General features: G+C 37.4%; 14 protein-coding genes and 1 riboswitch. Of the genes, 11 read left to right on the top strand and 3 right to left on the bottom strand.

The window, feature by feature from the left end:
* Positions 1-187 precede the first annotated feature (187 nt).
* Positions 188-289: riboswitch (purine riboswitch) on the top strand.
* A 138-nt stretch (positions 290-427) separates the two neighbouring features.
* The 5 genes from AC1VNJ_RS10780 to bioA all read left to right on the top strand — a co-directional run bounded on the left by AC1VNJ_RS10780 (position 428) and on the right by bioA (position 6,181).
* Positions 428-1,621, top strand: a complete 1,194-nt coding sequence (locus tag AC1VNJ_RS10780; RefSeq protein WP_482640786.1) for a NupC/NupG family nucleoside CNT transporter — start codon at positions 428-430, stop codon at positions 1,619-1,621.
* 314 nt (positions 1,622-1,935) lie between these two features.
* Positions 1,936-3,372: an amino acid permease gene (locus AC1VNJ_RS10775; RefSeq protein WP_013055535.1), complete on the top strand. Its 1,437-nt coding sequence runs from the start codon at positions 1,936-1,938 to the stop codon at positions 3,370-3,372.
* A 137-nt stretch (positions 3,373-3,509) separates the two neighbouring features.
* Positions 3,510-4,073 carry a biotin transporter BioY gene (locus AC1VNJ_RS10770; protein WP_033578115.1) on the top strand — a complete coding sequence of 188 codons (564 nt, stop codon included), beginning with the start codon at positions 3,510-3,512 and terminating at the stop codon, positions 4,071-4,073.
* 31 nt (positions 4,074-4,104) lie between these two features.
* Positions 4,105-4,827, top strand: coding sequence for a dethiobiotin synthase (gene bioD / locus AC1VNJ_RS10765; RefSeq protein ID WP_482640785.1), 723 nt, complete (start codon positions 4,105-4,107; stop codon positions 4,825-4,827).
* Entirely contained in the window at positions 4,808-6,181 is a 1,374-nt protein-coding gene (gene bioA / locus AC1VNJ_RS10760) for an adenosylmethionine--8-amino-7-oxononanoate transaminase (RefSeq protein ID WP_028412105.1), read from the top strand. Before bioD ends, bioA begins: the two co-directional genes overlap by 20 nt.
* 79 nt (positions 6,182-6,260) lie before the next feature.
* Here the strand turns inward: bioA and AC1VNJ_RS10755 are convergent, their stop codons facing one another.
* Positions 6,261-6,443 (bottom strand): YolD-like family protein, encoded by a 183-nt coding sequence (locus AC1VNJ_RS10755; RefSeq protein WP_013081858.1) that lies wholly within the window; start codon positions 6,441-6,443, stop codon positions 6,261-6,263.
* Positions 6,444-6,819: 376 nt separating this feature from the next.
* Here AC1VNJ_RS10755 and AC1VNJ_RS10750 point away from each other — a divergent pair, with 376 nt between their 5' ends.
* Together AC1VNJ_RS10750 and AC1VNJ_RS10745 are read left to right on the top strand one after the other, a co-directional pair.
* Positions 6,820-7,485, top strand: a complete 666-nt coding sequence (locus AC1VNJ_RS10750) for a TerC family protein (RefSeq protein WP_028412106.1) — start codon at positions 6,820-6,822, stop codon at positions 7,483-7,485.
* Between the two features lie 130 nt (positions 7,486-7,615).
* Positions 7,616-7,753: a hypothetical protein gene (locus AC1VNJ_RS10745; protein WP_165802478.1), complete on the top strand. Its 138-nt coding sequence runs from the start codon at positions 7,616-7,618 to the stop codon at positions 7,751-7,753.
* A gap of 74 nt (positions 7,754-7,827) precedes the next feature.
* On the opposite strand, the gene AC1VNJ_RS10740 is transcribed toward AC1VNJ_RS10745, so the two are convergent.
* A complete protein-coding gene (locus AC1VNJ_RS10740; protein WP_013055541.1) occupies positions 7,828-9,096 on the bottom strand; it encodes a dicarboxylate/amino acid:cation symporter in 1,269 nt (422 codons plus the stop codon).
* A gap of 145 nt (positions 9,097-9,241) precedes the next feature.
* Positions 9,242-10,300 (bottom strand): DctP family TRAP transporter solute-binding subunit, encoded by a 1,059-nt coding sequence (locus tag AC1VNJ_RS10735; protein WP_033578117.1) that lies wholly within the window; start codon positions 10,298-10,300, stop codon positions 9,242-9,244.
* A 108-nt stretch (positions 10,301-10,408) separates the two neighbouring features.
* Between AC1VNJ_RS10735 and AC1VNJ_RS10730 the strand changes: the two genes are divergently transcribed.
* The 4 genes from AC1VNJ_RS10730 (at position 10,409) to gdh (ending at position 14,559) form a co-directional block, all read left to right on the top strand.
* Positions 10,409-11,977, top strand: coding sequence for an ATP-binding protein (locus AC1VNJ_RS10730; protein WP_034269535.1), 1,569 nt, complete (start codon positions 10,409-10,411; stop codon positions 11,975-11,977).
* A gap of 12 nt (positions 11,978-11,989) precedes the next feature.
* A complete protein-coding gene (locus tag AC1VNJ_RS10725) occupies positions 11,990-12,676 on the top strand; it encodes a response regulator (RefSeq protein WP_063248281.1) in 687 nt (228 codons plus the stop codon).
* A gap of 219 nt (positions 12,677-12,895) precedes the next feature.
* Positions 12,896-13,756, top strand: coding sequence for a RhaT/GlcU family sugar-proton symporter (locus AC1VNJ_RS10720; protein WP_028407570.1), 861 nt, complete (start codon positions 12,896-12,898; stop codon positions 13,754-13,756).
* Positions 13,757-13,773: 17 nt separating this feature from the next.
* Positions 13,774-14,559: a glucose 1-dehydrogenase gene (gene gdh, locus AC1VNJ_RS10715; protein WP_033578120.1), complete on the top strand. Its 786-nt coding sequence runs from the start codon at positions 13,774-13,776 to the stop codon at positions 14,557-14,559.
* Positions 14,560-14,582 lie beyond the last annotated feature (23 nt).

Below are 14,582 nucleotides of genomic sequence, written 5' to 3'. Positions count from 1 at the left end.
TCAAAAACAGGAAAATAATTGAGTTAAAAGAATGATTAAATTCACTTTTTTTGTGTGGTTTTCCGATGAGTAGTTCAAAAGAAGTAATAAATAAATAGAATTTTCATACCAATTTTATTATTCTGAAAAAATTTTAAAGTGTTGATTATTAAAAAAATAAAGGGTAGAATTTGTTCATATCAATTGAATACAGCTAAGATTACGATCTTGTATATTATCAGTAATATGGTCTGATAGTCTCTACCTAGTAACCGTAAAAAACTAGACTACAAGAAAGTTTGGATATAAGCAGCAAAAAGAAGGGCGTATTATCATAGATACAGCCTTCTTTCAAAGCTCTTACTTTTCATACTTTCTGTTATTGTCAGAATTTATGAAAAGTAAGAGCTTTTTTTGTTTTTCAAATACACACCTGGGAGTGGCTTGCATGTACTTTTTATTAAATTTATTAGGCGTTTTTGTAGTAATGGGCGTCGTCTTCTTATGTTCTCCTAAAAAGAAAGAAATAAAGTGGCGTCCGATTGCTTCACTATTAGTCGTTGAAGTCCTCATTACTTGGTTTATGTTAGGAACTTCAATCGGAACATGGATCATTAATAAGATTGCTTCGTTCTTTACTTGGCTGATTTCCTGTGCCAACGATGGAATTGCCTTTGCGTTTCCATCCGTAATGGGAAATCAAACGGTTGACTTTTTCTTCAGTGCATTACTGCCTATCATCTTTGTCGTGACGTTCTTTGATATTTTATCTTACTTTGGTATTTTAACGTGGATTATTGATAAAGTAGGCTGGGTCATTTCGAAAGTTTCTCGCTTGCCTAAATTAGAAAGCTTTTTCGCTATCCAAATGATGTTCTTAGGAAATACGGAAGCATTAGCAGTTATTCGTAATCAGCTTTCTGTGTTAAAGGACAACCGTTTGCTTACGTTTGGAATTATGAGTATGAGCAGTATTAGCGGATCTATTATCGGTGCTTATTTAACGATGGTTCCCGCTACGTACGTATTTACAGCAATTCCACTGAACTGTTTAAACGCGCTTATTTTAGTGAGCTTATTGAATCCAGTTCATGTTACAGAAGAAGAAGATATGATTTACGTACCGCCAAAGTCAGAGAAAAAAGACTTTTTCTCTACCATTTCAAACAGTATGTTAGTCGGAATGAACATGGTAATTGTTATTTTAGCGATGGTTATTGGATATGTAGCTCTTACATCTGCGCTTAACGGTATTTTAGGCGTTATTGTAGACGGCTTGACTGTACAAAAGATTTTCTCTTACATCTTTAGTCCATTTGCATTCTTACTAGGGCTAACGGGACATGATGCCATGTACGTAGCTCAGCTGATGGGTATCAAGCTAGCAACAAATGAATTCGTGGCGATGATGGATTTGAAGAAAAATCTAGATACACTTCCATCGCATACGATTGCAGTTGCTACAACATTCTTAACATCTTTTGCTAACTTCAGTACGGTGGGTATGATTTATGGTACGTATAATTCTACGTTATCAGAAGGTAAATCAACGATTATTGGAAAAAACGTATGGAAACTGCTTGTGAGCGGTATCGCTGTTTCTTTATTAAGTGCTATGATTGTTGGATTGTTTGTTTGGTAAAAAGTGAAAAAGCTGTGCTTTCGTCTTCGAAAGCACAGCTTTTTTCTTGTTGTATCATCTATTCATTTGAAGAAAAACGCTTATGAATATCAACAGTAAAAGGAAATCACACTATTCAAGAAAAATTCATTTTACTTTTGCAGAAAAACATTTTAAATCTAGTGAGCATTATGTTAAGATTACAAAAGGCTGTTTCATTTAAATTGAGAACACCGCATAAATATGTAAGTAAATATGCATAGAAAACAAAGGTTTATTAATTTTTTTCTAGGTAATATCTCGTAATAAATAGGTTGAAAGGAAATGTCGTTAATATGATAGAAGGACAACAGCAAACAAATGAATTAAAAAAGACGATGAAAAGCAGACATTTGTTTATGATTTCGCTCGGCGGGGTTATCGGTACAGGTTTCTTTTTAGGAACAGGATACACGATTAGCCAAGCAGGGGCGATTGGAGCTATCCTTTCGTTTATCGTAGGTGGCTTCATTATGTACTTAACAATGCTTTGCTTAGGGGAACTTGCAGTAGCAATGCCAGTTTCTGGTTCGTTTCAGACATATACAACAAAATTTATTGGCCCTGGCGTTGGTTTTGCTTTTGGATGGTTATATTGGTTGGGCTGGGCTGTAACGGTTGCATTAGAATTTTTGTCAGCAGGTCAGCTTATGCAAAGATGGTTTCCTGATTCTCCTGTATGGATCTGGTGTGCTATATTTGCGCTTTTATTATTTTCATTAAATGCACTGTCAGCTAAAGCATTTGGTGAAGCGGAGTTTTGGTTCGCCAGCATTAAAGTGTTAGCTATTATTTTATTTATCGTACTTGGTGGAGCTGCTATGTTTGGTTTTCTTCCATTAAGCAATGGAGACAGCGCGCCGCTTTTCTCTAACTATACGGCTCACGGCGTGTTCCCTCACGGAATTAGTGCCGTGCTGATTACGATGATTACAGTTAACTTCTCATTTCAAGGTACGGAGCTTATCGGTGTAGCTGCTGGGGAAAGTGAAAACCCAGACAAGACTGTACCAAGAGCCATTAAACAAACGGTATGGAGAACGCTTGTATTTTTTGTACTAGCTGTAGCTGTCTTAGCGGGGATGATTCCGCTTGAAAAAGCAGGCGTAGTTGAAAGTCCATTTGTTGTTGTATTTGACCAAATTGGTATCCCATACGCAGCGGACATTATGAACTTTGTTATCCTAACGGCACTGTTATCTGTAGCTAACTCAGGTCTTTATGCAGCAACGCGTATGCTGTATTCATTGTCAAAAGATAACATGGCAAGTTCAGCTTTCATGAAAGTAAATAAACGCGGTGTGCCGATGAACGCCTTGCTTTTAACATTAGGCATTGCACTTTTATCTTTGCTTTCAGGATTCTTTGCTCAAGAAACAGTATTTGTATGGCTTATTTCTGCAGCGGGTTTAGGTGCACAAATTGGCTGGATTACAATCGCTGCATCACTGCTTGCATTTAGAAAAAGATATATAAATCAAGGAGGGCAAATCGAGGATTTAAAATTCAAAGTCCCTCTTTACCCGGTATTACCTTTAATCGCATTAGTATTAAATACGATTGTACTTGGAAGCATGGCATTTGATGCAGAGCAGCGAATGGCACTGTATGTCGGTATTCCACTAGCGCTGCTGTTTTATGCTTATTATCATGCACGTGTAAAAAAGAAAGTTGATTTATCTATCAGTCGTCAAGAAGTGCAGCTTAAAGACGACAAAAAGGTAATTTTATAAAAATCAAAAAGACGCAAAAGCCCAGGTTTTTGCGTCTTTTTTTATATTTTATTTGTAAACTTAAATTAAAATTAAGTTGACAAATAAAAAGAGATTATTGCAAACTTAAAGCAGCGAACAGAGAAAGGAGGGTGAACATGAAAACGAGAACAATGGCGTATGTTTCTTTATTTGCTGCTTTAACGGCGATTGGTGCATTTATAAAAATTCCTATTCCCTACATACCGTTTACTCTTCAAATTGTTCCTGTCTATTTAGCCGGGGCGCTGTTAGGACCGCGTTTAGGTTTGTATAGTCAGCTATGCTACATAGGTATTGGATTAATCGGTGTTCCGGTTTTTGCAGAAGGAGGAGGTTTAGGGTATATCTTCAAACCAACGTTTGGCTATTTAATTGGCTATGCTGCAGGGTCATTTATGAACGGCTACCTTATTCAAAAATATGACTTAAAGAAACCTTTTTCTATCTTTTTAGCCAACTTATCTACATTGGTTATTGTGTACGTATTCGGGTGCGTTTGGCTTTACGGAGCAATGAAATGGATAATTGAAAAGCCACTTTCACTGAGTGATACACTTCTTTTTGGAGCTGTTTTGCCAATGCCTGGAGATCTTTTATTGTGCATTTTATGTTCAGTGCTGATTCACCGAATGAAGCCTCAATTTAGCCGTTTATCATCAAAGCGGGCTAAAGCGGGGTAATGAAGACATAGAAAAAAGAGGAGGAAAGAAAGTGGGCAAAGCGTATTTTATTACGGGAACTGGAACAGATATTGGTAAAACGCTGGTGACAAGCATTTTGTATAAAGTACTTAGCGGTCTAGGAATAAAAACGACAATTTGCAAACCGTTTCAAACCGGCTACCAAGATGAAATCGGAGGTTATCCAGATATTTACTGGTTTGAAACAAGGCTCGGAGTAGCAAATACAGGTGTTTATCAGTTAAAGCCAGAGACGTCTCCTCACTTGGCTATTAAACTGAGCAATAGGCAAGTAGAGCCTTCAATCGTCTTAAAGCGCATTAATGAATTAAAAAAGGCATTTGACGTAGTACTCGTGGAAGGAGCGGGAGGACTTGCCGTACCTTTAATTGAAGAGGAAACAACGTTTTATATGACAAAAGATTTGATCCTAGATGCACAAATGCCGGTTATTGCTGTTGGAACAACGGAATTAGGAGCTATTCACGATGCGCTTTCTACCTTTTCATATGCAAGTGAGCATCATCTTAAAATCAACGGACTCATTTTTAATCGTTTTAATCACAGCAGTATCATTCATAAAGACAATGTTCGAACGATTGAAAAGCTGCTTCAAGTCTCTTCTTTAATGACTGTACCTGTATTTACTCATATCGATGAAGAGTTAGAAGCATATATTGAGAAATTGGTGAGGCAAAAAAGTGTGATTCAACATATTCAGGAGGTGTTTGACTGTGTCGTATCAAAAAGCTGAGCTGGAAAAATGGGATAAAGAATATGTATGGCATCCCTTTACACAAATGAAAGCTTACCGTGAATCGAATCCCCTTATCATTGAAAGAGGAGAGGGAAGCTATTTGTATGACGTAGCGGGAAACAAATATTTAGATGGATACGCTTCTCTATGGGTGAACGTGCATGGACATAATGATCCGGAATTAAATACAGCTTTACATATACAAGTGGAGAAATTAGCGCATTCTACACTGCTTGGATCGGCAAACGTTCCATCCATTTTGTTAGCTAAAAAGCTAGCGGAAATTACTCCTGGCAGCTTATCGAAAGTATTCTATTCTGATACAGGCTCTGCCGCTGTTGAAATTGCGTTGAAAATTGCCTATCAATATTGGCAAAATCTCGACTCTGCAAAGTACAAAAACAAAAGTAAATTTATCTCATTGAATGAGGCATATCACGGAGATACAATTGGGGCAGTCAGTGTAGGAGGCATGGATTTATTTCATCGCATCTTTAAGCCTTTACTGTTTGAACGCATTCCCACACCTTCTCCTTACATCTACCGTATGGACGGGTTCGAAACCGAAGAGCAAGCTTCAGCTTACTGTATTCACCAGCTGGAGAAGCTCTTGCAGAACAACGGAGAAGAAGTAGCCGGCTTGATTATTGAACCGCTTGTGCAAGGAGCAGCGGGTATTATTACTCATCCTCCCGGTTTTTTAAAACAAGTAGAGCGTCTGTGCAAAGCGTACGGGGTATTGCTCATTTGTGATGAAGTAGCTGTCGGATTCGGGCGAACAGGAACGATGTTTGCATGTGAACAAGAAGACGTAGTACCAGACATTATGTGTGTAGGAAAAGGGATCACAGGAGGATATATGCCGCTTGCTGCTACGTTAACAAGCGAACAGATATTTAATGCTTTTTTAGCTCATCCAGATGAAAATAAAACGTTCTTTCATGGACATACGTATACGGGAAATCAATTGGCCTGTACAGTAGCGCTTAGAAATATTGAACTGATAGAAGAAAGAGAGTTAATCCGTAGTGTAAAAGAAAGGTCGAAAGTTTTTAAACGTTATCTATTAAAGCTTTATGAACTGCCTAACGTGGGAGACATTAGACAAAGAGGATTAATGGCAGGAATCGAGGTTGTCAAAGACCGCCAAACAAAGTCTATTTTTGAAGATAAAAAAGTGATGGGAGATATTATTTTAGCGGCTCGCCAAAAAGGTTTAATTATCAGAGAGCTAGGTCCTGTAATTACGATGATGCCTATTCTTTCAATGACGGACGAAGAATTAAAAACAATGGTTGAAATTGTATATGAATCAATTAAAGAAGTAATCGCACGCTATACAGTGAGTTAAATAAAAAGAGACTAAGACAAAAATATTTTATTTAATTGAAAAAAGATCCGAACGATTTATCGTTCGGATCTTTTTTCAATCAATAAATGTTTTTAATACTTGATAGTCGCAGTGATCGCACATGCTGATTTTCATCTTTTAATAGAAGAGTTTGTTCGAGCAAGTTTAAGTTTTGAATATAACCTTTGACCGTTTGAACAAAACCGTTGTTTTGATAGTTAATAGTTAGTAATTTATTCGTTTTTAATGCTTTTAAAATCATACCTGTTTTCTCCCTTCTTATATCGCAGTTGACGAAAAACTACAAAATAATGAAGAAGCATTGGAGGCTTGTATTATTTATAAAAATTACTCTATTTTTTATAAATGCTCTCCTGCTACTAATAGTAGAGAATGATGGTGAAAAACAGATGAAAGATAAAGAATAAGGTTTGATTTATTGTAATGAACTGACTTTTCCTTTACAAATACCTATTTCAAATTTCTTTTTAGTGATAAAATACTGTTAGTGAAATAACTACTTCTTTTCATTAAAGGGTAAGAACGGGTTATATTGATAGAGTTTTAGTTCTCTATTTCTAGTAATGAAATAAGAGATAGAGAAATAGACTAATAAAAATCAATCAAGGAGTTTTTGTATGGATCAGAGTTTTATTTTAAATCTTTTAGAAATTTTACTCATTAACATTGTACTAAGTGGCGATAACGCAGTCGTGATTGCTTTAGCTTGTCGGAATCTTCCGGACGAGCATCGAAACAAAGCGGTTGTTTTCGGTACATTAGGAGCGGTTGTATTACGTGTAGGGCTAACGTTTGTCGCTGTATATTTATTAACAATCCCATTTTTAAATTTCATCGGAGGCCTGCTGCTTCTATGGATTGCGATTAGTCTTTTAAAAGGGGAAGATGACGGAGATATTAAAGCGAATTCAACTCTAGCAGGTGCTATTAAAACAATTATTATAGCGGATCTTGTTATGAGTTTAGATAACGTAGTAGCGGTTGCGGGTGCGGCCAACGGCAGTATTCTACTCATTATCCTTGGTCTTGTTATCAGCATTCCGTTAATCATTTGGGGAAGTCAGCTTTTAATGAAAATCATGGAAAAATTCCCGATTATCATCATTGCCGGAGCAGCGCTTCTTGGCTATACTGCTGGTGAAATGATCTTTAAAGACAAAGCGGTAGGACATGTATTAGAAGGGTTAAATCCGCATTTGCATACAATTGTTCCTATTTTGTTAGCTATTTTAGTTGTTGTTGTTGGGAAACTTAGCGGACGTTCTAAAAAAGAAACTCATTAATCCTAAAAAAGAGGCTGGGACAAAAGTATTTAAGATGAAATGAAAAACGAACCACTAATCAATTTTGATTGGTGGTTCGTTTTTTTGTTGTGGTGAACGTAGGCTTCATTTGTTTAGATCCTTCTAGCAGTTGATTGGAGGACAAGGCGAAGACTCCTGCGGGAAAAGCGGAACAGATGAGACCCCGCAGGAGCGTACGCGACGAGGAGGCTCATCGGCCGCCCGCGGAAAGCGAAGTCTTGTACGGAAATCAACTGCGGTGTCATAAGCGGTTCAGCTCATGTATCCCATTTATTCGTCTTTAGATTGGATTCATTTGGCTATGTCTCAACTTCTTTTTTATTATTTAGCTAATGGAGGTGCGGAATTAACGTCTTGTATCGTCTCTACAGGAGGATGAAATTCATTTTCCATTTTCGATACAACTACAGTTGCTACACCATTTCCAATTAAGTTTGTAATGGCACGAGCTTCCGACATGAAGCGGTCTACCCCGATTAACAGCGCGATTCCTTCAACTGGAATCATTGGGAATGCAGCAAGCGTAGCTGCTAGTGTAATAAATCCAGAGCCAGTAACTCCGGCCGCTCCTTTAGACGTTAGCATTAAAATACCAAGTAGCGTAATCTCTTGCATTAACGACAGGTCGACTCCATACGCTTGAGCGATAAAGATAGCAGCCATGGATAAGTAGATTGCTGTTCCATCTAGGTTAAATGAGTAACCAGTTGGAATGACAAGTCCTACTACAGATTTTGAACATCCGTACTTCTCCATTTTGTCCATCATTTTTGGCAGTGCAGATTCCGAAGAAGATGTACCTAATACAAGAAGAATTTCTTCTTTAATAAAAGCAATGAATTTAAAAATATTAAATCCATAAATCTTAGCAATGGTTCCAAGTACAAATACAATAAATAAGAACATAGTAATGTAAACAGATCCCATTAAGAAACCGAGTTTTTGAAGAGAGCCTATTCCAAAGTTACCGATCGTATAAGCCATCGCTCCGAACGCCGCAATAGGTGAAAGTTTCATAATCATATTAACAATGCCAAAGAAAATATCTGTACAGCGTTCAAAGAATGTAATGACAGGAGCCGCTTTTTCGCCGAGTGTAGCTGTAGCCATCCCAAATAGTACGGCAAAGAATAAGATTGGCAATAATTCACCATTTGCCATTGCGCCAAATACGCTGTCTGGAATAATTCCCATGATAAACTCCATAAAGCCATGCTCCGCTTCAGCTGCTTGCTGCGTATATTGAGTAACATCAGCTCCGCTTGCGCCATTGATATTAAAGCCAGCCCCAGGCTTGATAAAGTTTACAACGATAATTCCAATTGCTAAGGCAAAAGTAGTGACAATCTCAAAGTATAAAAGAGCTTTACCTCCAATTCGTCCCACTTTCTTTAAATCTCCCATGCTTCCGATACCGATGACCACTGTTAAGAAAATAATTGGGGCAATCACCATCTTAATTAATTTAATGAAGATATCAGCCAATACTTTTAATTTAGCTCCAAATTCAGGAAACATAAAGCCAATTGCAATACCAAGAAGGATACCAATGACAACTTGAACGGTTAGGTTTTTAAAACTTAATTTCATATGTAATGCTCCTTTCGAGAATGTTTTTGTTAACGCTTACATTATTCTTATCCTTATATTAACTGATAATTTTAACTATTTATATTTCTGGTGATAATGTTCTTTTTGGTCATTTTGGTCAAAAAAAGTGATGAACATATAGTCATCACTTTTTGCTTTCGATATTTTTTATTTGCTGAATGATATCAAGCGTTTGTTTTGTTGCATTGGCTTCAAACGATTGATAAAGAGAGTTAAACTGCTTTTTCCATTCGGCTTTCTGTGTATCATTTAAGTAATAAACGCGCATGCCAGATTTATTTTTTATTTGCTGCAGCTGTTCATCGTTCATCATTTTTGATTGAGTCCAAATCCAGTTCGTTGTTTCTACCATGGCATCACTTAATAGTTGTTTTACATCTTCAGGGAGGCTGTCCCAATATTTTTGATCCATTAAAACAGCATAGCCCAAGTATCCATGGTTGCTGATGGTCATATATTTTTGCAGCTCGTACAAACGTTTTGAATAAATATTAGAAATCGTATTTTCCTGTCCATCAAATTCCTGTCGTTCAAGGGATTGATATACTTTATTAAACGAGACAGCCTGAGGCTTAGCGCCAAGAAGTTCGAATTGTTTTTTGATTACTTCACTTGGCATAATGCGAAATGTTTGACCTTGAAAATCTGCTGGATGGAGCAAAGGTTTTGTATTGCTGGTCATTTGTTTAAAGCCGTTGCTCCATAAAGCAAGCCCTTTAATGTTTTTCTCTTGCAGCGTACTCAACAAATCCTGTCCGATTTTCCCGGTAAACACTTGTTTTGCCTCGCTGTAATCATCGAAAATGAAGGGGAGATCAAAAAGTTGCCACGTAGGGGAAAGGTCGGTTAGCTTTGAAATAGAAGGCGCAATCATTTGTACATCGTTTCGGCGCAGAGCGGCAAGTTCTTCGTCGTCTGAATACAACACACCGTTTGAATATACTTCAATTTTAACTTTACCATCCGATTTTTGATTAACGATTTCAGCGAATTTTTGAGCGGCTAAGCCTTTTGGAGTGTTCTCAGCTACAACGTGGCTAAAATTAATCACAATTTGCTTATTTAATCCTTTTTGCTCATCGTCATGATACACATTATCCTGATTTATAACCGTATACTGCAAAAAAACATAGATCATCAAGAAAACGCTAACAATGATACTTGCCCCTATAAACATCTTCAAAATGTCCAACCCCGCGATTCAATAATTTTTCTCTACAAATATTCTAACACGCAATTTCTCAACGTGGTAAAATTAAAATAAACTTCAATCAGCAGTAGGTGTTCCGCTATGATGCGCTTATCGATGCAAACGAAAATGACGGGGTTAATCTTTTTTATCGTGGTCTTTTCGTTGTTTTTAGCAAGTATTGTCGTGATTAATAATTTTGTGCAGTCAAAAGAAAATGATTTAGAGCAAAGGGCTTTGATCACTTCGAGAACAGTTGCTGAAATGCCTGAAATTCGAGAAAAAATTGAAAAAGATAGCAAGAACATTAATCAAATTGTAGAGCCGATTCGCATTATTCACGGTGCTTATTATGTAGTGGTGATGAATATGAATCACGAACGTTTGTCTCATCCTTTGCAAAGCATGATTGGGAAAATTTCTAAAGGAGAGGACGAGGGCCAGGCGTTTGCAGAACATACTTATACTGATAAAGCAAAAGGAGAAGGCGGGATGGTCATTCGTTCTTTTGTTCCCGTTGTAAACGATCAGCATGAACAAGTAGGAGTCGTTGTCTCAGGCTACCTTCTTCCGAAATTTACAGAGGTTATTTTAAGTTTGAAAAAAGAAATTTTTCTCATCTCAGGTCTCGCTCTTTTTTTTGGAGGATGGGGAGCGTGGGCGCTTGCATCTCGTATTAAAAAAGAGATGTTTGAGCTTGAGCCTCATGAAATTGCTCGTTTGTTTGTAGAACGAACGGAGACTTTTAATGCCATGCATGAAGGAGTCATTGCCATTGATAAAGAGGAGAACATCACTATTTTTAATCATAAAGCGAAAATTATGATGGATGTACCTGATGAGGTAATTGGGAAAAAGATCTATGATGTGATTCCAGATACAAGACTGCCAGAAATTCTGCAGCTTAATCAGCCTGTTTATAATCGAGAGCTTCAAGTTCGCAATTTAAATATTTTAAGCAATCGTGTGCCGATTAAGGTTAATAATCACACAGTCGGTGCGGTCGCTATTTTTCAAGACAGAACAGAAGTTAAAAAATTAGCTGAAGAGTTAACAGGGGTTAAATCATTTGTAAGCGCTCTTAGAGTTCAAAACCATGAATACATGAATAAACTTCATACCATTGCAGGGCTTATCCAACTTGGAAATAAAGACAAGGCTCTTCAGTACGTTTTTCAAGTGTCTGAACAGCAAGAAGAGCTCACCCAATTTCTTCATAAACATATTAAAGATGAAAGTATATCGGGATTGCTGTTAAGCAAAGTCAGCCGTGCCAAAGAACTTGGAATTGAGTTAGCTATCGATCGCCACAGCGAGCTTCATTCATTTCCTCCTTACTTAGATCATCATGATTTTGTAATTATTATTGGTAACTTAATTGAGAATGCTTTTGATTCGTATCAGCATATGGAGCGTCGTGAACGGAAGATCTATATAAGTATGGAACAAAGTGACGGCATTCTTTCTATATTAGTTGAAGATAACGGATGCGGCATGAATAAGAATCAAATAGAGAGAATCTTTGATGAAGGTTTTTCAACTAAAGCAAAGGAAAATAGAGGAATTGGTTTGCATTTAGTAAAACAAATTGTTGAAAAAGGAAACGGTCAGATCGAAGTAGAGTCAGAATTAGATGTTGGAACCACTTTTATCATTACATTCTTTTTATAGGGGGAGTGGGAAATGAATAAAAAAGAATGGACAGTGCTTCTCATAGAAGACGATCCTATGGTACAAGAAGTGAACCGCCAATTTATTGAACAAGTTGAAGGGTTCATCGTTATCGCGGCAGCTTCGGATGGTTTAGAGGGTATACAGCTCATTAAACAGCATCAGCCTGATTTAACAATCATTGATATGTATATGCCTAGTCAAGATGGCTTAACCACCTTACAGCAAATTCGAGCAAATGGCTATAAAACAGACGTGATAGCAGTTACGGCTGCAAGTGATATTGAAACGGTACGGAAAGTTCTTCAATACGGCGCGGTGGATTATATTATGAAGCCGTTCAAGTTTGAGCGAATGAAGCAAGCGCTTGAACAGTATCGTTCTTTTCAAGTTAAAATAAGTCAAAAAGAACATATTACTCAGTCTGAATTAGATTCTATGCTGTTTCAACAATTCGAAGAAAAACCCGATTTGCTTCCAAAAGGGCTAAATGCGGTTACGTTAAGGAGGATACAACAATATCTTTCCGAACAAAATCATCCGATTTCTGCTGAAGAAGTGGCGGACGGGGTAGGAATTGCGCGTGTTACAGCAAGAAGGTATTTAGAGTTTTTAGAACAGGAAAACGAGCTGAAATTATCAGTTGAATACGGCAGAGTGGGGAGACCTATTAATCGCTATATGTTAAAAATAAATTAAATCATACAGAACAGCTTTTATTTGGAAAAGCTGTTTTTTTGCGTTAGAAAGTATATCTTTTTCTCTCCTAGAACAAATTAAGGTATACAGTTTTCGCTATCCAAAGAATATTTCGTGCGGTCATTAATCCATGAAATGTCCCTGAAAAAGGATTAATGGCGGAAAAATTGGGGAATATGCACTTTGACATTTAATTTTAGCACAGGAAGGTTTTGAAACATGGACATATTTTTAGCCGTCTTACCAGCCATATTTTGGGGAAGCATTGTGCTTTTCAATGTGAAATTAGGCGGAGGACCTTATAGTCAAACGCTTGGAACCACATTGGGAGCTTTGATTTTCTCCATCGGTATTTATATTTTTGTACACCCTACGCTTACACCTTTAATCTTTGGTGTTGGAGTTGTATCCGGGTTATTTTGGGCAGTTGGACAAAGTAATCAGCTGAAAAGTATTGATTTAATTGGAGTTTCTAAAACGATGCCTATTTCAACGGGGCTTCAGTTAGTTTCCACTTCATTATTTGGAGTAATTGTGTTTCACGAGTGGTCTACAAAAACGTCAATCATTCTTGGTGTGCTCGCTCTTATCTTTATTATTGTAGGGATTGTTTTAGCATCACTTCAAAGCAAAGAAGAGAAAGAGGCTGAAGAAGGAAAAGGAAACTTCAAAAAAGGAATTGTTATTTTATTAATTTCAACCGTTGGTTATTTAGTTTATGTTGTAGTAGCCCGTCTATTTAATGTAGACGGATGGTCGGCTTTATTGCCTCAAGCAATTGGTATGGTTATTGGAGGAGTATTGCTGACGTTTAAGCATAAGCCATTTAATAAATATGCAATTCGCAACATTATCCCAGGTCTTATTTGGGCCGCTGGTAATATGTTTTTATTCATCTCACAACCTAAAGTAGGCGTAGCGACAAGCTTCTCGCTTTCCCAAATGGGAATCGTCATTTCAACTTTAGGCGGAATCATCATTTTAGGTGAGAAGAAAACGAAGCGTCAGTTAGTTGGGATTATTATTGGAATTATACTGATCATCATAGCAGGAGTCATGTTAGGGCTCGCCAAAAGCTAACTAGGAGGGTATTAACAATGTATAAAGATTTAGAAGGAAAAGTAGTGGTCATAACAGGTTCATCTACAGGTTTGGGAAAATCAATGGCGATTCGTTTTGCGACAGAAAAAGCTAAAGTAGTTGTGAATTATCGTTCTAAGGAAGACGAAGCTAACAGCGTTTTAGAAGAAATTAAAAAAGTTGGCGGAGAGGCTATTGCCGTTAAAGGTGACGTAACAGTTGAGTCTGATGTAATCAATTTAGTTCAATCTGCAATTAAAGAATTTGGAAAGTTAGACGTTATGATTAATAACGCAGGACTAGAAAATCCGGTTTCATCTCATGAAATGTCTTTAAGCGATTGGAATAAAGTAATTGATACGAACTTAACGGGAGCTTTCTTAGGTAGCCGTGAAGCGATTAAATATTTTGTTGAAAATGATATTAAGGGAACAGTTATTAACATGTCGAGTGTTCACGAGAAAATTCCTTGGCCATTATTTGTTCATTATGCAGCAAGTAAAGGCGGTATGAAGCTTATGACTGAAACACTGGCATTAGAATACGCTCCAAAAGGTATTCGTGTAAATAACATTGGACCGGGAGCGATTAATACACCGATTAACGCTGAGAAATTTGCTGATCCTGAGCAGCGTGCAGATGTAGAAAGCATGATTCCAATGGGATACATCGGAGAGCCGGAAGAAATTGCAGCAGTTGCTGCATGGCTAGCTTCTTCAGAGGCGAGTTATGTAACAGGAATTACGCTCTTTGCTGACGGCGGTATGACACAGTACCCATCATTCCAAGCAGGACGCGGATAAGAAAAAACGCACTCTATGATAGA

Source organism: Priestia sp. 3CA3 (assembly GCF_056836725.1).
Note: the sequence above shows the minus strand (reverse complement) of the source record. Positions and strands in the feature narration are given on the sequence as shown.

Excerpts from the sequence above, each read along its gene's own strand:
- AC1VNJ_RS10780 (WP_482640786.1), top strand. The coding sequence starts at position 428 with ATGTACTTTTTATTAAATTTATTAGGCGTTTTTGTAGTAATGGGCGTC.
- AC1VNJ_RS10775 (WP_013055535.1), top strand. The coding sequence starts at position 1,936 with ATGATAGAAGGACAACAGCAAACAAATGAATTAAAAAAGACGATGAAA.
- AC1VNJ_RS10770 (WP_033578115.1), top strand. The coding sequence starts at position 3,510 with ATGAAAACGAGAACAATGGCGTATGTTTCTTTATTTGCTGCTTTAACG.
- AC1VNJ_RS10755 (WP_013081858.1), bottom strand. The coding sequence starts at position 6,443 with ATGATTTTAAAAGCATTAAAAACGAATAAATTACTAACTATTAACTAT.
- AC1VNJ_RS10750 (WP_028412106.1), top strand. The coding sequence starts at position 6,820 with ATGGATCAGAGTTTTATTTTAAATCTTTTAGAAATTTTACTCATTAAC.
- AC1VNJ_RS10740 (WP_013055541.1), bottom strand. The coding sequence starts at position 9,096 with ATGAAATTAAGTTTTAAAAACCTAACCGTTCAAGTTGTCATTGGTATC.
- AC1VNJ_RS10730 (WP_034269535.1), top strand. The coding sequence starts at position 10,409 with ATGATGCGCTTATCGATGCAAACGAAAATGACGGGGTTAATCTTTTTT.
- AC1VNJ_RS10725 (WP_063248281.1), top strand. The coding sequence starts at position 11,990 with ATGAATAAAAAAGAATGGACAGTGCTTCTCATAGAAGACGATCCTATG.
- AC1VNJ_RS10720 (WP_028407570.1), top strand. The coding sequence starts at position 12,896 with ATGGACATATTTTTAGCCGTCTTACCAGCCATATTTTGGGGAAGCATT.
- gdh (WP_033578120.1), top strand. The coding sequence starts at position 13,774 with ATGTATAAAGATTTAGAAGGAAAAGTAGTGGTCATAACAGGTTCATCT.